We start from the raw sequence: 20,870 nt of genomic DNA on the forward strand, positions 1-20,870 counted from the left end.
AAGCATACGCTCCGTTCGGAAATAACACGTCGCCTTAAACTTCCGACGAACAGGACGTGCTAGTGTCGGTGCTGCGACAGGACGTCGCGTTCTTAACCGACTTGATCCTATTTATCGAACTTTTTGAACACGTACTATTACTAAATTGGAGGCGATTTCATGAAAAAGTTAGAGGGAAAAACTGCATTTATTACTGGTGCAGCAATGGGACTTGGAGAAGGAATTGCACATGTTTATGCCAAGCATGGTGCGCAGTTAATGATTGTCGATATTAATCCTAAAGTAGAAGAGGTAGCAAAAGAAATTTCAAAAACATATGATGTAAAGGTTGAAACACAAATTGTAGATGTTACCGATGTAGATTCCTGTAAAGCAGCTGCAAAGGAAGCCGTGAGCCGATTTGGTCAAATTGATGTATTGGCAGCAATTGCAGGTGTATGTAAATTAGGAGATTTCCTGGAAATGAGTGACGATGACCTTAATTTCCATATTGATGTAAATATTAAAGGCGTATGGAATACGACCAAAGCAGTCTTACCATACATGCTTGAAAATGGCGGCGGCAATATTGTTGTGATGTCTTCGGTAACTGGAGATATTGTTGCTGACCCGGGTGAAGTAGCTTATGCACTTTCCAAAGCAGCATTAATCGGTTTTACTAAATCACTAGCTGTAGAGTACGCCGCTAAAAATATCCGTGTCAACGCCATGCAGCTGGGGTATGCTCGAACACCGATGGCTGAAAGCATTGCGAGAACATCCAACCCGGATGATCCCGAATCTGTACTTACAGAGATGGCAACCGCTATTCCAATGCGACGTCTTGGCTTACCTAAAGAGGTTGGAGAGCTTGCAGCATTTTTAGGAAGTGATGAATCTAGCTACATGACAGGCGGTCAATATGTCATTGACGGAGGCAGCACCCTGCCGGAATCTGTTTCAGTAGGAATTGAATAAGTGAAAGCATAGTAAAGGCACCTTGTTATTTATCTAATTTAACAAGGTGCCTAATTTATTTTTTCATTGCTTTATAGATAAAGTAACCAATAATACCGATCACAGCATAAACAGCAAAGAAGACAATAAATCCCCATAAGCCCATGACTGCATCTGCGAATTCCATGTTCCCGCGCTGCGTATATGCCTGCTGAATTTCCACGGCAAATACAAGGACAATCATCATAGTAAATGTATAAATAAATGCTAAAATAGCAATACTCCACTTTAATTTAGATAGAAGCTTAAATAAAATATAGACAAAGAAGAATGTAACAATACCCAGAATACCGAAAATCCAGAAATGCAATTCTTTATCTGTCATATTCGAACCAAATGTACTGGCGATAATATCATGAATATCATTGATTAAATCTACAATTAGCATAATTGCTTCTCTCATAACGGGCTCCTTTCTCTATATTAATTATTGGAAAATTTATAGCGTTTTGTTCCCCGTCGTTTCTACACACGATAAATTCTGATTAAAAACATACTTATGCAGCATCATAACCTGCTTAATTCATCCATCATTGCCCGCCGGTTTTTATAAAGAGACTGCCATTCCCTCACAATTTCTTTTACCTTCTGTTCTCCTTCTGGATATTTTTTCATGTTTCTTAATAGAGCAACAATCTCCTGATATCGTCTGCGGTCTGTTGTAGGTCTTGCCATATTTTGTACAATCATTTCATATTTATTTAAAAGTTGATGAGGATATAACTTCATTAAACTTTTTTCATATGCTTGCAACGTATGGAGTGATGGGGAATCTAACACCACTTGCAGCAGACGGTCATATAACTTTTCAGATTCATACAAATCAGCAATTTCTCTACCGGGAGAAACCGCATTAAAAATGACCTCTCTTTGTACCTTCCATTCTTCCTCCGGGTAAAGCAGCTTCAATTCATTAAAAATATCTAAATTGCCCTTCTGATATTCCAGCACTAAAGACCATAATTCCTGCTCATAAGCCCGATTGTTCCCCATCTGTTTATAGATATTTTTCAATTGCAGGCTGTAATCTCTTACAAGTCCCGAAAGACCTTTATCTGCATTTTTCCCGTCTTCAAGTAAATGAATTGCTTTATCATACGCTTTTCTGTTGATGCAGTGTTCAATATAGTATTTCCTGACTCGATTAAATTCCAGATGTTTTTCACAATAGGCATCCATTTCAGATTCAGCTGCATTTTGTTCTTCCAGCATTTCTATATGTCTAATAGCCCATTTCCCAGCAGCATACCCTCTCGACCAGGAATCCTCTTCTTTTTTGAATTTTTGCACCTGCTGATCTGAAAATACAAGTTTCTCTGCAATAAATACATCCTCTTGAAAATTTTCAAACAGCATTTCTTCTAAATAATCTTCCATATAATCAATAACTGACCCATCTAAACTCTCCATAAACCAGCGAAACATCTTTTTCTTTAATGGTGCATCACTATATTCCAATATTTCCTGCCAAATTTCCATACACATTTGGGAAAGTATCCCGGTTTCTCCACCTGAATCGTCTATATCCTGGTTTCCCAGCTTGATGAATAGATCATTCGTTAACACAAACGCTTCCTGATAGAAGCCGTTTTCTATCATACCTCGTATATCATTATCAAGAAACTCTTCTAATTCAGCTGCAAAATTACTTGCACTATAGTAATCAATAAAGTCATGTCCTCCTGCATGTCTATATAATATGTTATTTATTTGATTCTTATATCTTTTCATATCTTCCGGCGAAAGCGAATACTTCATAATACTTTTAAAACGATTCAGCAGTTTTTCATCATCTTCCAGAATACTTGTTAGAAAATCACGGATAAGTTTCTCATCTGCTTCTTTTACGAATTCGGAAATATTTTCCTTACTTTTGTCTGGATACTCTTTTTTAATAGAATCGACATTATCGACATAAAACAAGACTGCTGCCATATGCTTGCAATGATTCCCATCTAAAGCAAATGGGCAATCACAACTTAGCAGAGTCACTTCTCCGTCTGCCAGTTCCACTTCTACATCATATATTTCTGTTCCATACACTGTTGCTTCAATAACATCTTCTTGAATTGATATATCTTGTACTAGATCACGATGATAATAATCGAATCCCCTGTCCAGAATGTGTTCCATAAATTGTTGCTGCCAGGTCATGCGCTTCGCCTCCCTTTCACCTTTATTTTATAGTTTTAAATATGCTTGGAAAAGGAAGAACTCTTTTAAATATTTATCTTTAATAAGCGTGTTTAACTCTTATTATAATGAATAGGACCAATCTGATCTATTTATAAAACGAAATTTTACTCAACGGGAGTTTTCGACGCACAGCTTTTTACGATGGGGCGAGTTATCGCAATGGTTTTCGATGGGACGAGTTATCGCAGTCCCATCCCCAGCCAGTTACACTACGATAAAACAAATGAAGCAGCTCATATCAAATTAAAAATTGATATGAGCTGCTTCAAATTATTTTAATAATGTGCTGTATTTGACAAAGAAATAGTATTAATTGAAAAAATCTTATTATTTGCTTGAACGTACAAACAATACAGCTAACACCGCTCCAACGAAAGCAAACATACCTGCCCAAAAGAAGCCTTGTTGGAAACCTTCATTTAAAGCAACAACTGAATCAGTAGCGTCACTCGCACTTGTTGCCGCACCGGCAATTGCAACCATAACGGATAGACCAATGGCAGAGCCGATTTGAAAATTCGTGTTGTATAAACCAGATGCAAGCCCTGTTTTTTTCGGTTCTACTTCTGACACTGATGCTGTTGTAGCCGCCAAATAAGCAAGTGCATTACCTAACGCTGCTACGAATGAAGGGAATAATACGCTGATAAAATAAGTGCCATCTACTGTTGCAAATTGTGAAAAGAGAATATTACCCAAGCCGAGAATCACAAAGCCTGCAACCATCGTCATTTTTATACCCAATTTTGCTAATACCTTTTCAGCTACGACGATCATGAAGAATGCCATAAATAAAGGCACAGGCAATACTGCCATTGCGCCGGCTGTCGGAGAGTACTGTAACACTTGCTGCAAATAAAGGATCAACATATAAATTAATGGGAACCATGCGGCCTGTGTTAAAAAGACACCGATATTACCAATACCTAAATTAGGTGTTTTAAAAATATGAAGTGGTAATAGCGCTTCTTTCATCTTGGATTCTACAAGAAGGAAAATCAGAAACAGAACAACACCTGCAATCAGTGAAATCATAACATTACTTGATGTCCAGCCGCTGTGTTCCGCTGATACAATACCATAAACAAGTAACATCAGAGATGCTGTGACTAAAACAGCACCAACATAATCAATACGTCCTTTCATTCTTTGTCCGGATTTTTGTAATAGCTTAGGGCTGAAAATCAAAACTATAATACTTAACGGTACATAGATGAACAATGTCCAACGCCAGCCGAGTGATCCAGTTAAAAGTCCGCCAAATACAATTCCAAATGCGCCTCCTGCTGCACCAGACAAGCCCCAAAAAGCAAGTGCCTTTGCTTTTTCAGACGAGCTGAAATTAAACAGCCGCATGACCATAGATAGAGCTGAAGGAGCAATTAAAGCAGAACCCAATCCTTGCATTCCACGGAATATATTTAAACTTATTTCACTCCAGGATAAACCTGCAAATAAAGATGAAACTGCCAAAATAAAAACACCAATATTAAAAATCCGGCGGTTGCCATATAAATCAGCTAATTTCCCTCCTAATAACAGGAAGCCCCCAAATATGAGCAGAAATGCGCTCATCACCCATTGCAAACTTTCTTGCGTATAACCGAGTGACTTCTGAATGGACGGCAGGGCAATTTGAATAATAGATGCATCCATTATGACAAGGAAGTTCGCAAAACATAATAAAAACAGTGCCTTCCACCGTTTAGGGTCTGGTTGTGCGATTGTATTTGTATGTGTAGACATCGTTGTATTACCTCCAATAGTACATGTATCTGATCATCATAAAGATGTTATTTATTACGTAATAGCATCCGTAAAATTACTATTTAAGTGAAATTTCGTTTTATACATTTATCAATTGATCTTTCCCAATTCTTCTCCAGAATTTAAAGAAAGTCTCTCTTTTCTTGCCAAGTTTTGCATAGCTGTCAATAATCTCCGCTATTAAATCGTATAACTCTTCCGGCTCCAGATTCTCTTTGAGAAGCATTCCCACTTCTGCATCGAAACCCTTGCCCTTTCCCCCTACGTATAAATTATACTGATCCTTAAATTTCATAACGCCTATATCGCTGACCATTGGTTCTCCACAGCCAATCGGACAGCCTGTATAAGCCATCTTTAAGGTAAAAGGAACTTGTTTGCCGGCAAATCGTTTATTTAACTCTTTAGCAACAGGCATCCCTTCCCGCTCTTCCCCTTTACAGAAATTACAGGTTCTTAAGCTCTTCACATAATTTCCTACTGGATAACAAGCCAATCCAACATTTTCAAACTCCTGTATTATTTCTTCTTTTTTGTTTTCGGGTATTTCGATATAAAGCTGTTGAAAAGTGGTTAATTCTAGCTCCTCGTCTTCATTCATATATTTGGAGATGAGCAGTAGTTGTTTGGCATTTAGTTTTGATCCAAATCCGATACCTCCATTGACAGCGATTTTAATCTTTTTTTCATCGCTCTCCATATAGATTCTCCCCTCTTTTTTATTTTTTACCACTTTATACAATACGTCAGTAAGGTATTTAAAATGATAAAAACAATTCGTTACTACAAAATAGATTCCATAAAGAAATAAAACCTCTTTATCACGGAGAACCGTCCGTAAAACTCCCACCTTAAAATTAAGCATAAAAATAAATTTATTTAGGTGGGAGCTAACGGACGCTAGCTCCCTGAATCACTCAACTAACACTTAGTGGAAAAAAACAAAAACTCCCACGGAGTGAAGTTTCGTTTTATGGAATCCATTTCTTTCTCTTAGCTGACTTCTAACAGCTTTTTGATTTCTTCTTTATTTTGCTCAAATCCAGTCATACTTTTCGCTTTTTTTCTTAAACCCAGCATAGAAGATTGAGAAAAAATGATGCCGGGAACGATTCTATTTCCTGTAATCTTTTTCAACGCTTCCTCTTTTTCTGGCTGTTTTGCTAAGTCATATTGTTGATGCGGGATTTGATGTTTTTCCAAGAAGTTTTTCAAGTCCTGGCAATCTGAACAAGTTGGTCTTGTATAGATTTCCAATTGATATGCAGCCATTTGTTAACTTACCTCCTCCAGGTATCATGACATTCTTTATTTACTTACTTCAATATTGAATGAATAAGTGTATACCTTATTATCAAATTCAAATTCTGCCCAAATTTTATACATTCCTTGCTTTGGAAATTGAGCATGGAATGTCGTTGTGTCGTCAGAATCTGGATGAACATGGATATATTGTTCTGCTGCTTCATCTACAATGACTACATGCCCTAAAGCACCTAAATGCGGTTCAGGAGTTTCTCCATGCATTTTAAAGTCTAAAGGTACTGCTTTTCCGGTCTCTGCTTTGACGTCCTCCAACGTAACAGTTTTACCATCTACTTTTTTGGTCCAATCATCGTCAGGCTTTAAGACAGCTTCACCTGTTTCCTTCGTTCCGACCTGAACAGGATTGGGAGTTGCCTGATATGCTTTTTCCTTTGGTGTAATATCAACAAAGGCTTTGTAGGTACCATCCTTTAAAGGCTGGTTAATCGTATAAAGTCCTTCCTGCTCTTTTTCCGGATGCAAATGATAATACTGCTCCAAATCATTCGATACCATTATAAAATGCATTTCTTTTTCATGTGCTAAAGCCAGTTCCGGCGCTTTTCCGGTATTATCCTCTAAGGCGATAGATATTTTTCCGTCCTTATACGTTACATTTACTTTTACCTCTGATTCACCTGAATGATGATGGTGGTGATGGTGATGACTATGATCCATTTTTACTTCCTCCTTTGATTTCTTCATATGATAATTCACTGCATTCCCGTTTACTTCGACAGATTCTATGAGAAGAACTTTTTTACAAGAGGATAACTCTTAATCTGCCGGTGCTAACTCTCCCTCTGTTACCCATTTATGGTATTGAACTTCTTCTCCAGTATCTGTGGTTTCAAAATCAACCATGTAGACAGTGGTTTTGTCTGCCGAATCGATTTCCGCATGAGCACCGTCCATTCCTTCCATATGGTCCGCATTCAATACAACCTCCGTACCAGGCTCTAGTGGGGCAGCATCAGGATTTTCCAATTCTTCATGGATGACCCACTTATGATTTTCAATTTCCTGTCCATCATCTGTCGTATAAGATACGGTATAAACAGTCGTATCAAATGCACCGGAGATTTCCGCAACAGCACCATCCATTCCTGGCATATGATCAGCACGGATTATTGCCTCACTGCCGATTTCAAATGTCGGGGCCGTTGCTTCTTGAAGACCTGCAGGGATGTCTCCAGAACTAGACATTTCTTCAGCTGAATGATCCATCCCTTCATGCTCATGTTCATCTGCGTGTTCAGCATGTTCCATTTCTCCGCTAGCCATTGGATTTTGCCCGGTAATAATGGCAAACGCTGCGAAAACAGCTACTACATAGATAATCCCTAAGGAAACCCACTTCTTAATGGACATATTATTGGCCTCCTTTTAACTTCAAGCGTTGTAATCGTAAAGCATTTAGTACAACGGATACTGAACTGAACGCCATCGCTGCTCCAGCAACCCATGGAGCGAGCAGTCCAATTGCTGCGACTGGAATGGAAGCTGAGTTATAGAAAAATGCAAAGAACAGGTTCTGTTTGATATTACGCATTGTTTTTGCACTAATTTGTACACTGTCTGCCACGCTATTTAAATCGCCGCGCATCAGTGTAATATCTGCTGCTTCAATCGCTACATCTGTACCAGTACCAATTGCCATGCCAATATCTGCTACGGCTAACGCTGGTGCGTCATTGACACCGTCACCAACCATGGCTACTTTTTTGCCTTCCTGCTGAAGTTTTCTAACTTCATCTGCTTTTTGCTCGGGAATGACTTCTGCGATCACACGGTCAATTCCTACCTGTTTTCCGATTGCATCAGCAGTCCGCTGATTATCTCCAGTCAGCATGATGACTTCTAATCCTTGCTCGTGCATTCTTTGGATAGCCGTTTTAGAAGTCTCTTTTACGGTATCTGCCACCGCAATAACACCCGCTAATTGATTTTTCAGACCAATTAACATCGCTGTTTTTCCATCTGATTCAAGGTTCGCCATATTATCTTCTACAGAAGAGACATCAATATTCTCTCGTTTCATTAGCTTTCTTGTACCTACAAAAATCATTTTCCCATCTACAGAAGCTTGAATACCATAGCCCGGTATTGCTTCAAAAGAATCGGTTTCTTGAATCTGAACGCCTTCTGCTTTTGCACCTTTTACAATTGCTTCTGCAAGTGGGTGTTCAGAATTATTTTCAGCGGAAGCCACAAAAGCGAGCACTTCTTCTTCTGTAAATCCTTGCTCAGGCAGAACATCTGTTAATTCAGGTTCTCCTTTGGTTACTGTTCCTGTTTTATCTAAAACAATCGTGTTTAGATTACGTGTGTTCTCTAAATATTCTCCGCCCTTAAATAATACGCCTAACTCTGCTGCTCTTCCTGATCCAGCCATCACAGATGTTGGAGTAGCCAAACCAAGTGCACAAGGGCAGGCAATGACCAATACTGTAATTGCAGGAACTAAAGCAGAACGTAAATCTCCAGGTGCGACAAAGAAATACCATACAAGTCCTGTTACAAGCGCTATCCCTACAACAATGGGAACAAATACGCCAGACACTTTGTCAGCAACACGCTGAATGTCGGCTTTGCTTCCTTGTGCTTCTTCCACAACCTTAACAATTTGAGATAGAGCTGTATCCTTACCAACCTTGGTAGCTTCCATCGTTAACAACCCATTTTTATTAATGGTTGAACCAATAGCTACATCTCCTGTCTTCTTATCAACAGGAATACTTTCTCCAGTAATCATCGATTCATCAACTGCTGATTCACCTTTTACGATTTGACCATCCACTGGGATTTTTTCACCAGGACGTACCATAACCATATCACCAACGATTACTTCTTCAATTGCAATTTCTTGTTCTTCTCCATTTCTGATAACGCGGGCAGTTTTCGCCTGCATGCCAAGCAATTTTTGTATCGCTTGACCAGTTCTCCCCTTGGCACGAACTTCGAATAGTTTACCAAGCAGGATTAATGTAATAATAACTGCTGCGGCTTCAAAATAAAGCTCTGGCATACCCACCTGACCTTGTACTTGCCATTCGTAGCCGAGGAAAATACTATAAACGAAAGCAACCGTTGTTCCCAATGCAACAAGAACATCCATATTCGCACTGCCATTTTTCAATGCGTTATACGCAGATTTATAAAATTGTGCACCAACAATAAATTGTACGGGTGCCGCTAATGCTAGCTGTACCCACGGATTCATTAACATATCCGGTGAATAGATAAACGACGTAAATTCAAAGTGTGTTACCATCGTCCATAATAACGGAAGGGTAAGAATGGCTGAGAAAATAAATTTCCCTGTCTGATGCCGAATTTCTTCATCTTTATTATTTGCTGCTTCTTCTTTGGATGCTTGGACTTGCAACGTGTACCCTAACTTCTTCACTTTTTCTATCATATCGTTAACCGTTACCTGACCTTGGTCATATTCTACCGTCGCATTTTCCATAGCAAAATTAACGGTTGCTTGGGACACGCCATCCATTTTTTGAAGTCCTTTTTCAACTCTATTGGCACATGCCGCACAGGTCATACCAGATATATCAAAGGTTTGTTTATCATGTACGACTTGGTAACCAAGTTTTTCGACTTTCTCTTCAAAATCCTGTATACCTGTCTTTTCCGGGTCATAAACAACCTTAGTCTTTTCAATTGCAAAGTTGACATTTGCCTCTTCCACACCGTCTATCTTATTAAGTCCTTTTTCAATTTTATTGGCACATGCTGCACAAGTCATACCTTGAATTTGTAAACTGACTTCTTTTTGTGCTCCCATCTTTTCCACCTCTCACATACCCTGTATGGGTATTAAAATTTCAAAAAGGAAATCGTGCTGCTGAAAGCACGATTATCCATCTTAAGCAACATCGTAGCCCTGTTCCTCAATCACTTCTGTAATTTCTTTTAAATCTACCTTTTCCTCATCAAAAGCAATATCTACCTTAGCTTCTTGCAAATGAACCTTTACGGATTTTACACCGTTTAGCTCTCCAACACTTCTCTCGATAGAATTTACACAGTGATTGCAAGACATACCCTGTACATTTAATGTTTTATTTGTCATTTTCATTACCTCCTAATTTTGATTACACTTTTATATTACCATACCCTGGATAGGTATTGTCAAGTAAAAAATTATTTCATTATTTTTGATATCGTCGTCATAAATTCTGAAATGATTTCTGGATCTTTTTTCTCCAATTTATCTATCACACACGTATTAATATGACTTTCTAAGAGCAAGCGCGACACCGAATGTAATGCAGATTGAACAGCAGACATTTGAGTTAATATATCATCACAATATTCATTTTTTCCAATCATTCGCTTGACGCCTTTCACTTGACCTTCAATGCGGTTCATTCGGTTCATTAGCTGCTTTTGAAGATCATCTGTCATATGTGTACTGACTTCTTCTTCCACACAACACATTTTCTTCTGCTCAATAGGTTGCTCATCTATTTTTTGCATATATATTCCTCCCCCGTATTAAGGATTAAGGCTAATTTGTTCTTACCCACATCATACTATACCCCATTAAGGTATGTCAAATTACGGAATTTAAAACACTTTATTACTTTCATACAAGAGAGCTCTTGCAAAATCTATAAGTTGTTTTGCTTCTTCGGTTCGAAGAAAGCTTTCATCTAAAGTGTCAGGTCCCAAACGGAAGCGATCCAAAGCTCGGCTTCCTTAAAATCTAATACAGGAATGAAGAATTATTTTGAAGCGACTAGTCAGAGGAACTAAAGAATGTTTATTCTGTTCCATGTTGGCCCTCGTGGTTTAATTATCTTTTCTCTGATATAAAAAAGCGCACTGTATTTTTACATTCCATTGGATCATTTATCTTTCGAAAGAGAAAATACAGACACTGTCATTCAAGTTTATTTAGTTAACACAGCAGTCTCCATGATTTATATTAGCATATACAGGATGTTTCGTTGTTATTTTACACTTCTTTTCTTAATAGTTAATTCAAGTAAAACTGCTTCTGTACGGATGATAATCGAGTATGGAAGCAGTTTACAAATGGCATATACAGATTTCCTGTTTCTTCGTATTTCAGTTTTTTCATTCTTCCTCTATCAAGCCGGCAAAATAATCAAGAAAGATGTCCTCTACTTCCTTAAAAGAAGCTATTTCGCTGTTATCATTCTGGAGAACATTACTTGCAGGATCAATTTCTTCCTCCTCTTGTTTATCCCAAAGATATTTACAGGACTCCACAAATTTAATCGTATCCTCACACCATTTGATGTATTGTTTTTCTTGTTCCAACCCACGTCTTAAAACTGCAAAAGCCATTAATATTCTTGATTTCATTACATTTCTTTCCTGAATACTTTTTAATCTTTCAAGAACGTTTTTTTTCATTCTGCTTAATCTTTGTTCGCGTTCTTTTTTATAGATACGAAGCTGCAGAAGTACCTCATCTGCAGGAATATTATCCATAAAAAAAGTCTGCATCAGAAATGTATCCTTTATTTTTGGAGGTTCCGGTGGTGTAAGCAGCCAGTTCTGCAAAGCTTCTACTCCATTGTCCGTGATCGCATAGACTTTTTTATCCGGCTTTCCTGCTTGCGGAATAACTTTGCTTTTTATCATGCCTTCTTTCTCAAGCTTGTTTAACTCTGGATAAATTTGTGATAAGTGAGAATGCCAGACAACACTCAACACATCATCAAATTCCTTTTTTATATCATAACCACTCGCTTCCCATTTACTGAGTAACCCCAATATTCCAAATCGTAAAGACATATCTCCTCACCCTTTTCTCTTATCTCGTTTCGCATCAAACAGCATTTGTACGCTTTTTATTATTATCCTCATGCCTTCCCAGCTTTGGAATAATGAATATTCCTAAAATCCCGATGCAGAATAAAATCCCTCCTTGAACAAGAACCGTGTATAAAACACCAATCACCTCTAAAAATAACCCAGTCACTATAATCCCCGGCAATGCCATCGAACTCATGATCATATTATATAGGCTAAATGTTCTCGTATAGTTTTCACTGGAAATGACATTCTGTAAATACGTGACAAAAGTAATATTAAAACAGCCTAACGCAATTCCCTGCAGAAAGAAAACAGGCAAAATCAGCAGCCAATTAGTAACAAAAAAGAGCGTCCCGATACTGATACTTAAAGCAAATAAGGGAGATACAATCAATCCCTTCCTCTCCATACGGTGATATACGTACGGAGCAATGGCTGCGCCCACTGCGATCCCGCAAAGAGAAGCCGTTCCAATAAAACTTAAGTTTTCAACACCTGCATTCAGTATATCATTTAAAAAAGAAATTAATATAAGCTCAACGGATGATACAAAAAACATTGCTAAAGCCAAGAATAAAAATAAAGTTTTTAACACAGCATTAGTGATAATATAACTTATTCCATCCTTCATCATTTTCCATTGATTTTGTTTCACAATTTGCTCATTTTTAATAACAGGTTTAATTTTTCTTATAAAAAGAATGGATAGCAACAGGAGAATCGCTGACACAGCTAATAATGCAAGCGGGGCAAAGGATAATTTAATCATAAATGCAGTAAAAATTTGTCCTGATACTTTCACGCCAGTATAACCTAATTGCAGCAGACTGTTTGCTTTTGGACGTGCCTCTACTTCAACAATATGGGGGAGCAATGATTGATTGGCAGGGACAAAGAATAGCCCTAAGACACTGATAATGACTAATAGAGGATATATCCACTGATATGCCAAATAAGGACTGAAGCACAAGAAAACCAGCAGCATGACGACTTGCAATAAATTTGCATATGTCATCACTTTTTGTAATGTTTTATCATTAATCCACGTACCTATTGGCAACGCAAACAAGGTGACCGGCAGATAAAAAGCAACATAAAAAAAGGTAAAGACATCACTGGATCCTGTTTGTATTTCCAACCATTTTAATAAAGAAAAAAACATAACGGAATTAGCAAAAATACTAAGGATCCTGACGATAAATAAATGACGGAAAGCATGATTTTTTCTCAGCAGCATTTACTCCGACCTTTCTAACTTTTATTTGTTAGATAAAGTCTAATACGAAAATATTTATATGTAAAGTATTATATATAAATATTTATATATAATAAAACTAAACTAAAAAAGAACCCTATATTTTTTAAGGGTTCTCAGAATTTTTATCAGTTCATGTTCAATATATTTGAGAGACAGAAATAAGGCAGTGAAGAGCACTATATCTTGTCCTTTGATTCCATTTTTTGATTTTTTATATACATGCAAAAAACCATTCATTCAAAGTATTTTTTCCTTTGATAAATCATTTTTGATCTAGTTAGAAATGCTTTCTTTTATATTCTTATCGTTCTATTCCTTAATGGACGTATCCAGATTTTTCAACAAGGCAACTGTTTCCTGATCATATGCAACAAGATAGACCATCATCTCATTTCGTAACAAAAAATCACGAATTACCGAAACTGCAATTTTAAACGCCTGTTCTTTTGGATACCCATAAACACCCGTAGAGATAAGCGGAAAAGCAATACTCTCCAATTGATATTCCTTCGCTAAATAAAGCGAATTTTTATAGCAATCTGCTAACAATTTCTCTTCATTCTCTTTTCCGCCATGCCAAACTGGTCCAACGGTGTGAATAACATATTTAGCTGGTAATTGATAACCTTTTGTTATTTTCGCCTGCCCTGTTTCACAACCGTCGAGAGTACGGCATTCTTCATATAATTTAGGTCCTGCTGCACGGTGAATGGCTCCATCGGCCCCGCCTCCTCCAAGCAATGTGGAGTTGGCAGGGTTCACAATAGCATCTGTATGGACTTTTGTTATATCATTATGAGTGATTTGAAATGGCATAAGAGCACCTCTATTCAAAGTCTTTACTCAAAATATCTACACGCTCTTCAAAAGATACCTCGCGGTGTACTTCATGTAACATCCACACATATCCAAAACTATCTAAAAACATCGCATTGGAAATGCCCATCTCTTCTATTTTTGTGACAGGCTGAATCTCTGTTGCATTAGCAGCCATTGCTTTATCATATGTTTCTTGGATATCTGGAACCGTTACATTAAACCAAAAGGATTGCGGTTGGCCTTCTTTCGGTGCAAATAATTGATATTCCGGATTCTCATCAAGCATGTGAAAACGTGTATCATAAATAGTGAATACCGCTTCGTTATTCCCGGTTTTAAAATTTGTTGCTTCTACTACTTCTACATCAAAAATAGACTTGTACTGCTCCAGCGCTGCTTTACTGTCTTTTACTACAAAATCAAATTCTACTCCTTGTAACATTCAATAAACTCCCTTTCCATATATTTATCATTCCCTATATTATGTCACTTAGTTGAAACCAATCAATCTTAGGGTTTACTATATCCCTTTATTCATTTGAGGGCATTTATTCCAATTATAATTTATCCAAAAAATCAAAGATTATCACATTTTGGAGAGCTGCCGACATTATTGATTTTCTATCCACCAAGTGATGATATACGCTATCATTATCATAAATAATAATATTAATAGTCCTGCTGGATTCCCCATTAAATTCCTTATAAGTATCATCTCCATAATCATGATGCTATTATAATAAAAATGCACCTAAAACAAAATAAAGTAAAATAGAAATGCGACAACTACCAAAAATACCAATTTGCGAGATGCATTTTATGAAATTAGAATTTGAACGCATTTTCGTTCATTTCTATAACTCCCTCGACTTCGATGTAAAACAGACAGATTACATTTTTCTCTCAAGCACTGTAACCACTTCACAATGTCCAGTATTTGGAAATAAATCCACCGGCTGTACTTCCTTCGCCTCATAACCGCCATCTTCCAAAATACGCAAATCCCGTGCCAGCGTCGAAGGATTACAAGAAACATAAACAATCCGCTTCGGTTTCATGGCCATCATTGCATCCAGGAATTCCTGGTCACAGCCTTTTCTTGGAGGATCGACAACTATGACATCTGGATCTAAGCCTTCTTTTTTCCATGTCGGCATCACTTTCTCAGCCTGTCCTACTGTAAACGTCACATTATTTATTCCATTACGCTCTGCGTTTTTCTTCGCATCTTCAATGGCTTCTGGAACGACTTCGATCCCATACACTTTTTTCGCTTTTTGAGCAAGGAACAGAGAAATTGTACCGATACCACAGTATGCATCAACTACTACATCATTTTCATCAATAGCAGCATACTCCAAAGCTTTATCATAAAGCACTTTTGTCTGAACAGGATTTACTTGATAAAATGACTTTGGTGAAATCGCAAAGGTAAGGTCGCCGATGGTATCGTGGATATAAGATGCTCCCCATAAAACTTTTGTCTTCTTCCCTAAGATCACATTTGTACGCTGATCATTGATATTCTGCACAATGGACTTGATAAATGGAAACTTCTCCCTCAGCTCCTCTATCATTCGTTCTTTGCCCGGAAGCTTAGCTGTACGGGTTACCAATACAACCATCATCTCTCCTGTAAAATGACCAGTTCGAATCATAATATGACGCAGCTCACCTCGATGTGTTTTTTCATCATAAGCTTGAACGCCATGTTTGTTCATTAAATGACGAATAAATGGAAGCACTTCATTCATAGCATGATTGTGGACGTAACACGTATCTTGATTCTGTAAAATACGGTGACTTCTTTTTTGGTAGTAGCCTGTTATTAATTCGCCATTTTTTTCATCAACCGGAATTTGAATCTTATTTCGATAATGAGATGGGTCTTCCATACCGATGATTGGATGTACAGGAACATGCTCCAGATGAGCTATTTTTTTCATCACATTATGGACTTGGTTTTGTTTCATCTGTAATTGAAGAGCATAGCTCATATGCTGCAGCTGACATCCTCCGCAATAGACATGACAGGTTGGATCTACACGTTCAGGACTGGTTTTCGTTAATTCTAACAGCTTTCCGAAGCCATAGTTTTTATTTACTTTGACTACTTTTATAACCGCTTCTTCTCCTGGTAATGTCTTAGAGATAAATAAGGGATAGCCATCTACTTTCCCTACACCACTTCCTTCATGAGTGATATCTTCAATCATGATGGTTAATTGTTCATTTTTCTGAACAGGGGTACTACCTGTTGATTTTGCCATTGTCATCTTCCTCTATTTTCATAATCGCTTTTATTTCCCTTATTTTATCATAGGGGTTTGAAAAACAACAACTGTTCTTGGTTGGTGGATATTTTCACGCCTATTCGGTCAAGGTTTATATCGTTTATTCCGGAACAGCGGGATCTTTTATAAGACAGTCAAGGATATTTTATCCCCATCATAAAAGCCTCCAAACCATATAATGTTTGGAGGCTTTTATAATTATTCTAAGTCTTCTTGGTGATCGATAAAATCAGCTGGAACCATAAATTCAATATGTTCCTGAAGATTGAGAAATTCACCCGGCAACATCCCGCCATATTCCCCATCAATATTCAGCTGCATTTTATCTTCATTAGTCACTTTAATACGTTTTGCCTGTGTATAGATAATATTTTTACTTTTTAAATGCTCCCCTCGAAGGGCAAGGGACGCAATTTGAATAAATTCTGCAAGATTTGTTTTCTTTAAAATGAGAACATCAAAGTACCCATCATTTAAACGTGCATCGGGAGCAAGTTTTTCAAAACCGCCGACGGAATTCGTATTAGAGATTAGAAAAAGCATAATATCTTCTTCCAGAACATGTTCATCATACTCGATTTTAACATGAGCCGGTTTTAAAGATGGAAGCATTTCAATGCCTTTCATATAGTATGCTAACTGACCTAACATTGTTTTTAATTTGCTTGGGACATCATATGTTAATTCTGTCAGTTTTCCTCCGCCAGCAATATTAATAAAGTAATGCTCATTAGCTTTTCCAATATCTAATTTCATTGAGTTACCTTCTAAGATAACATCTACAGCTTTACTAATATCTCGTGGAATTTGAAGTGCTCTGGCAAAATCATTTGTTGTTCCAGCAGGTAATATAGCTAATTTGGGCCGATATTCCTTTTCGGCCACGCCATGAACGACTTCATTAATCGTACCATCGCCGCCAGCCGCAACAATTAAGTCATAGCCTCTTTCTACAGCAGTTCTTGTTGCTTCGATCGCATCACCTTCACATGTGGTCGCATGTGCTGATGTTTCATAACCGGCTGTTTCCAGCTTTTCTAAAATATTTGGTAATTCCTTTTTGACTGCTTCACGTCCCGAAGTTGGGTTATAAATAATTCGGGCCTTTTTCATGTTCTTTCCTCCCCATACGGTCCAGTCCATATTGCAAACTATTCTTTATAAGACACGTATAAATTAAAATGAACCTCGATTATTGAGAGGTTTTTGCTTTACCGCATACATTGAAACTCAAATAAAATACATTTTATAAAAACATTTATATCGGAAATCCTCACTTATAAATATCAAGTGAAACTTTTCCTACGAAATAAACTCGTCTAATCCATATCATAGACTTTTTTGATATGTTTGAAAAGCAAAATGAACAAAAAATAACAGGCTTCCATTAAATGTTACCTTTTTCGACAAGGATCATCAAAATTTTTTTGAGCTATTTTACATTGGATAGGCTGCCACAATTGTTTCTGCGACAGCCTTTCTATTAAACTCTACCTATTCTTTTGTTCTTTATTTTTTGCGCTTATCTCTTTTCAAGCTCTGCTGCAAGAATTTCATTCACAAGCGGCGGATTAGCCTGACCTTTTGTTGCTTTCATAATTTGCCCGACAAGGAAACCTTTTGCCTTTTTCTTGCCATCTTTGAAGTCAATAATAGATTGTTCATTTTGATCAAGAATTTCATTCACAATCGACTTCAATTGCTCCGGATCAGAAATTTGAACTAAACCTTTTTCTTCTACAATTTTTTCTGGGTTACCACCATTTTCAACCAGCTCCGCAAATACCTTTTTCGCAATTTTAGATGAAATCGTTCCATCTTCAATCAATTTAACCATCTTCGCCAGTGCATCTGGTGTGATTGCCAGCTCTTCAATTTCTTTATAATGCTTATTCATGTAGGCAGAGACTTCTCCCATTAACCAGTTAGATACTTGTTTAATATCTGCTCCATGGCCTACTGCTTCTTCAAAGAAATCAGACATCTGCTTGGATGCTGTTAAAACATTCGCGTCATATTCAGATAAACCTAATTCGCTCACGTAACGTGCTCTTCTTGCATCTGGAAGCTCAGGAATTTCACTACGGATACGTTCCTTCCAAGCCTCGTCAATATATAGCGGTACAAGATCAGGTTCTGGGAAATAACGATAGTCATCCGAACCTTCTTTAACACGCATTAGAATCGTTTCTTTTGTTTTTTCATCATAGCGGCGTGTTTCCTGTAGAATCTCTCCACCGGTTAATAATACTTTTTCTTGTCGTTTTTCCTCAAATTCTAATCCTTTTTGCACAAAGGAGAAAGAGTTTAAATTTTTCAATTCCGCTTTTGTTCCAAATTCTTCTTGACCGATTGGACGAAGCGAAATATTAGCATCACAACGCAGGGACCCTTCCTGCATTTTCACATCCGATACACCTGTATATTGAATAATATTTTTCAACTTCTCTAAGTATGCATAAGCTTCTTCAGGAGAGCGCATATCTGGTTCAGACACAATTTCAATTAATGGTGTTCCTTGACGATTGTAATCGACATAGGAATAGCCATCTTCCCCATGTGTCAGTTTTCCAGCATCTTCTTCCAGATGCAAACGGGTAATACCGATTTTTTTCTTCTTGCCGTTCACTTCAATTTCAATCCAGCCATGCTCCCCGATCGGCTGATCAAATTGTGAGATTTGGTAAGCTTTCGGATTATCTGGATAGAAATAGTTTTTACGGTCAAATTTAGTATCTGTTGCAATTTCGCAATTCAATGCCATTGCCGCTTTCATTGCAAAGTTTACTGCGTCTTCGTTTAAGACAGGTAATGTTCCCGGATAGCCCAGATCAATAGGATTGACATTGGAATTTGGCGCAGAACCAAATTCATTTGTACTCGGGCTAAAGATTTTTGATTGTGTTTTTAACTCTACGTGTACCTCAAGTCCAATAATTGTTTCAAAATTCATTACTTGGCACCTCCCAGTTGAGGTCGTTTTGTATGATGTTCTGTTGCTTGTTCAAATGCATGAGCTGCACGATAAACTGTGCTCTCATCAAAGTAATTTCCGATAACCTGCAAACCGATTGGCAGCCCTTCTTCCGAGAAGCCGCAAGGAATAGAAATGCCAGGGACGCCTGCTAAGTTAACTGGAATGGTTAAAATATCATTCACATACATTGTTAAAGGATCACTTGTTTTTTCTCCAATTTTAAATGCAGGTGTTGGCGTTGTCGGTCCAACAATCACGTCATATTCTTTTAGAATTTTATCAAAATCATTTTTAATAAGTGTACGCACTTTTTGTGCTTTCTTATAATAAGCATCATAGTAGCCAGAACTTAATGCAAAAGTTCCAAGCATAATACGACGTTTTACTTCATCACCGAAACCTTCACTACGAGATTTCACGAACATATCCAACATATTTTCTGCATTCTCTGAACGGACACCATAGCGAACTCCGTCAAAACGTGCTAAGTTCGCTGAAGCTTCAGAGGATGATAATAAGTAATAGGTTGAAAGAGCATATTTAGAATGTGGCAAGGATACTTCTTCCCACGTTGCACCAAGCGTTTCATAGACTTTTAGTGCTTCTAAAACAGCGTTTTTTACTTCTTCCGAAACGCCTTCTGCCAAGTATTCTTTAGGAACAGCGATTTTTAAACCTTTCACATCGCCTGTTAATGCCTCGGTATATGCAGGAACTTCTACGTCAGCACTTGTAGAATCCATTTTATCATGCCCGGCAATTACTTCCAGTACCCGTGCATTATCCTCTACTGTACGCGTTATTGGACCAATTTGGTCTAAGGAAGATGCGAAGGCAACCAGACCAAAACGAGATACACGGCCATAAGTTGGCTTCATACCAACAACGCCACAAAACGCTGCAGGCTGACGAATCGACCCGCCTGTATCCGAACCAAGTGAGAATAATACTTCACCGGCTGCTACTGCTGCTGCAGAGCCGCCGCTGGAACCACCGGGAACGTGCGTTGTATTCCAAGGATTACGCGTAGGCTCATAGCCGGAATTTTCATTGGAAGAGCCCATTGCAAATTCATCCATATTTAATTTACCAACAGCTACCGGTTTTTCAGCGTTCAACTTTTCAACAACCGTTGCATCATATAAAGGATCATTAAAGTTATCCAGAAGCTGACTTGCACATGTTGTACGAAGTCCTTTTGTGACGATATTATCTTTAATGCCTGCAGGAATACCAAACAAGATCCCGGATTTATCTTCCTGCTTATCCAGTTCTCTTGCTTTTTCTAATGCTTTTTCTTCATCGAGTGTTAAGAATGCATGTACATCCCCATCCACTTTTTTAATTTGCTCATAAGATTCTTTTACTAAATCTTCTACAGTAATCTCTTGATTATGTAATTTTGCTTCTAATTCTTTTATTGTATAGTCAAATAAAGACATGAATCTTATTC

General features: G+C 37.7%; 19 protein-coding genes. 1 reads left to right on the top strand and 18 read right to left on the bottom strand.

Going from position 1 to position 20,870, the window contains the following annotated elements; all coding sequences use genetic code 11:
* The first annotated feature begins 159 nt into the window (after positions 1-159).
* Complete coding sequence (ucpA, locus tag BN986_RS23275; protein WP_040984742.1) at positions 160-957, top strand: SDR family oxidoreductase UcpA; 798 nt, start codon at positions 160-162, stop codon at positions 955-957.
* Between the two features lie 55 nt (positions 958-1,012).
* Here ucpA and BN986_RS23280 read toward each other — a convergent pair whose 3' ends face one another.
* The 18 genes from BN986_RS23280 to gatA all read right to left on the bottom strand — a co-directional run bounded on the left by BN986_RS23280 (position 1,013) and on the right by gatA (position 20,859).
* Entirely contained in the window at positions 1,013-1,399 is a 387-nt protein-coding gene (locus BN986_RS23280) for a hypothetical protein (protein WP_040984743.1), read from the bottom strand.
* 104 nt (positions 1,400-1,503) lie between these two features.
* Positions 1,504-3,150 carry an SWIM zinc finger family protein gene (locus tag BN986_RS23285; RefSeq protein WP_040984745.1) on the bottom strand — a complete coding sequence of 549 codons (1,647 nt, stop codon included), beginning with the start codon at positions 3,148-3,150 and terminating at the stop codon, positions 1,504-1,506.
* Between the two features lie 369 nt (positions 3,151-3,519).
* Positions 3,520-4,938 (bottom strand): MFS transporter, encoded by a 1,419-nt coding sequence (locus BN986_RS23290; protein WP_040984747.1) that lies wholly within the window; start codon positions 4,936-4,938, stop codon positions 3,520-3,522.
* 100 nt (positions 4,939-5,038) lie between these two features.
* Positions 5,039-5,659 (bottom strand): nitrite reductase, encoded by a 621-nt coding sequence (locus BN986_RS23295; RefSeq protein ID WP_040984748.1) that lies wholly within the window; start codon positions 5,657-5,659, stop codon positions 5,039-5,041.
* 293 nt (positions 5,660-5,952) lie between these two features.
* Complete coding sequence (locus BN986_RS23300) at positions 5,953-6,231, bottom strand: glutaredoxin family protein (protein WP_040984750.1); 279 nt, start codon at positions 6,229-6,231, stop codon at positions 5,953-5,955.
* A gap of 36 nt (positions 6,232-6,267) precedes the next feature.
* A complete protein-coding gene (locus tag BN986_RS23305; protein ID WP_040984752.1) occupies positions 6,268-6,942 on the bottom strand; it encodes a hypothetical protein in 675 nt (224 codons plus the stop codon).
* 99 nt (positions 6,943-7,041) lie between these two features.
* Positions 7,042-7,629 (bottom strand): YdhK family protein, encoded by a 588-nt coding sequence (locus BN986_RS23310; RefSeq protein WP_081922319.1) that lies wholly within the window; start codon positions 7,627-7,629, stop codon positions 7,042-7,044.
* Positions 7,630-7,636: 7 nt separating this feature from the next.
* Complete coding sequence (locus tag BN986_RS23315) at positions 7,637-10,063, bottom strand: heavy metal translocating P-type ATPase (RefSeq protein ID WP_040984756.1); 2,427 nt, start codon at positions 10,061-10,063, stop codon at positions 7,637-7,639.
* Between the two features lie 81 nt (positions 10,064-10,144).
* Complete coding sequence (gene copZ / locus BN986_RS23320) at positions 10,145-10,351, bottom strand: copper chaperone CopZ (protein ID WP_040984758.1); 207 nt, start codon at positions 10,349-10,351, stop codon at positions 10,145-10,147.
* A gap of 71 nt (positions 10,352-10,422) precedes the next feature.
* Complete coding sequence (locus BN986_RS23325; protein ID WP_040984760.1) at positions 10,423-10,758, bottom strand: metal-sensing transcriptional repressor; 336 nt, start codon at positions 10,756-10,758, stop codon at positions 10,423-10,425.
* A gap of 603 nt (positions 10,759-11,361) precedes the next feature.
* Positions 11,362-12,048 carry a PadR family transcriptional regulator gene (locus BN986_RS23330; RefSeq protein WP_040984762.1) on the bottom strand — a complete coding sequence of 229 codons (687 nt, stop codon included), beginning with the start codon at positions 12,046-12,048 and terminating at the stop codon, positions 11,362-11,364.
* 34 nt (positions 12,049-12,082) lie between these two features.
* Positions 12,083-13,306, bottom strand: a complete 1,224-nt coding sequence (locus BN986_RS23335) for an MFS transporter (protein ID WP_040984764.1) — start codon at positions 13,304-13,306, stop codon at positions 12,083-12,085.
* Between the two features lie 330 nt (positions 13,307-13,636).
* Positions 13,637-14,143, bottom strand: coding sequence for an O-acetyl-ADP-ribose deacetylase (locus tag BN986_RS23340; RefSeq protein ID WP_052401123.1), 507 nt, complete (start codon positions 14,141-14,143; stop codon positions 13,637-13,639).
* Positions 14,144-14,153: 10 nt separating this feature from the next.
* The gene (locus tag BN986_RS23345) at positions 14,154-14,588 is read right to left on the bottom strand and encodes a VOC family protein (protein WP_040984766.1); all 435 of its coding nucleotides are present in this window, start codon (positions 14,586-14,588) and stop codon (positions 14,154-14,156) included.
* Positions 14,589-15,036: 448 nt separating this feature from the next.
* Positions 15,037-16,416 (bottom strand): 23S rRNA (uracil(1939)-C(5))-methyltransferase RlmD, encoded by a 1,380-nt coding sequence (rlmD, locus tag BN986_RS23350; protein ID WP_040984768.1) that lies wholly within the window; start codon positions 16,414-16,416, stop codon positions 15,037-15,039.
* A 222-nt stretch (positions 16,417-16,638) separates the two neighbouring features.
* Entirely contained in the window at positions 16,639-17,553 is a 915-nt protein-coding gene (locus BN986_RS23355; protein WP_040984770.1) for a diacylglycerol kinase, read from the bottom strand.
* 409 nt (positions 17,554-17,962) lie between these two features.
* Entirely contained in the window at positions 17,963-19,393 is a 1,431-nt protein-coding gene (gene gatB, locus BN986_RS23360) for an Asp-tRNA(Asn)/Glu-tRNA(Gln) amidotransferase subunit GatB (protein WP_040984772.1), read from the bottom strand.
* Positions 19,393-20,859 (bottom strand): Asp-tRNA(Asn)/Glu-tRNA(Gln) amidotransferase subunit GatA, encoded by a 1,467-nt coding sequence (gene gatA / locus BN986_RS23365; RefSeq protein WP_040984774.1) that lies wholly within the window; start codon positions 20,857-20,859, stop codon positions 19,393-19,395. Before gatA ends, gatB begins: the two co-directional genes overlap by 1 nt.
* Positions 20,860-20,870 lie beyond the last annotated feature (11 nt).

This window comes from Oceanobacillus jeddahensis, assembly GCF_000750635.1.
Taxonomy (GTDB): domain Bacteria; phylum Bacillota; class Bacilli; order Bacillales; family Amphibacillaceae; genus Oceanobacillus; species Oceanobacillus jeddahense.

Bases quoted from the DNA above. Each gene is read 5' to 3' on its own strand.
- ucpA (WP_040984742.1), top strand. From the start codon at position 160: ATGAAAAAGTTAGAGGGAAAAACTGCATTTATTACTGGTGCAGCAATG.
- BN986_RS23280 (WP_040984743.1), bottom strand. From the start codon at position 1,399: ATGAGAGAAGCAATTATGCTAATTGTAGATTTAATCAATGATATTCAT.
- BN986_RS23285 (WP_040984745.1), bottom strand. From the start codon at position 3,150: ATGACCTGGCAGCAACAATTTATGGAACACATTCTGGACAGGGGATTC.
- BN986_RS23290 (WP_040984747.1), bottom strand. From the start codon at position 4,938: ATGTCTACACATACAAATACAATCGCACAACCAGACCCTAAACGGTGG.
- BN986_RS23295 (WP_040984748.1), bottom strand. From the start codon at position 5,659: ATGGAGAGCGATGAAAAAAAGATTAAAATCGCTGTCAATGGAGGTATC.
- BN986_RS23300 (WP_040984750.1), bottom strand. From the start codon at position 6,231: ATGGCTGCATATCAATTGGAAATCTATACAAGACCAACTTGTTCAGAT.
- BN986_RS23305 (WP_040984752.1), bottom strand. From the start codon at position 6,942: ATGGATCATAGTCATCACCATCACCACCATCATCATTCAGGTGAATCA.
- BN986_RS23315 (WP_040984756.1), bottom strand. From the start codon at position 10,063: ATGGGAGCACAAAAAGAAGTCAGTTTACAAATTCAAGGTATGACTTGT.
- copZ (WP_040984758.1), bottom strand. From the start codon at position 10,351: ATGACAAATAAAACATTAAATGTACAGGGTATGTCTTGCAATCACTGT.
- BN986_RS23325 (WP_040984760.1), bottom strand. From the start codon at position 10,758: ATGCAAAAAATAGATGAGCAACCTATTGAGCAGAAGAAAATGTGTTGT.
- BN986_RS23330 (WP_040984762.1), bottom strand. From the start codon at position 12,048: ATGTCTTTACGATTTGGAATATTGGGGTTACTCAGTAAATGGGAAGCG.
- BN986_RS23335 (WP_040984764.1), bottom strand. From the start codon at position 13,306: ATGCTGCTGAGAAAAAATCATGCTTTCCGTCATTTATTTATCGTCAGG.
- BN986_RS23340 (WP_052401123.1), bottom strand. From the start codon at position 14,143: ATGCCATTTCAAATCACTCATAATGATATAACAAAAGTCCATACAGAT.
- BN986_RS23345 (WP_040984766.1), bottom strand. From the start codon at position 14,588: ATGTTACAAGGAGTAGAATTTGATTTTGTAGTAAAAGACAGTAAAGCA.
- rlmD (WP_040984768.1), bottom strand. From the start codon at position 16,416: ATGGCAAAATCAACAGGTAGTACCCCTGTTCAGAAAAATGAACAATTA.
- BN986_RS23355 (WP_040984770.1), bottom strand. From the start codon at position 17,553: ATGAAAAAGGCCCGAATTATTTATAACCCAACTTCGGGACGTGAAGCA.
- gatB (WP_040984772.1), bottom strand. From the start codon at position 19,393: ATGAATTTTGAAACAATTATTGGACTTGAGGTACACGTAGAGTTAAAA.
- gatA (WP_040984774.1), bottom strand. From the start codon at position 20,859: ATGTCTTTATTTGACTATACAATAAAAGAATTAGAAGCAAAATTACAT.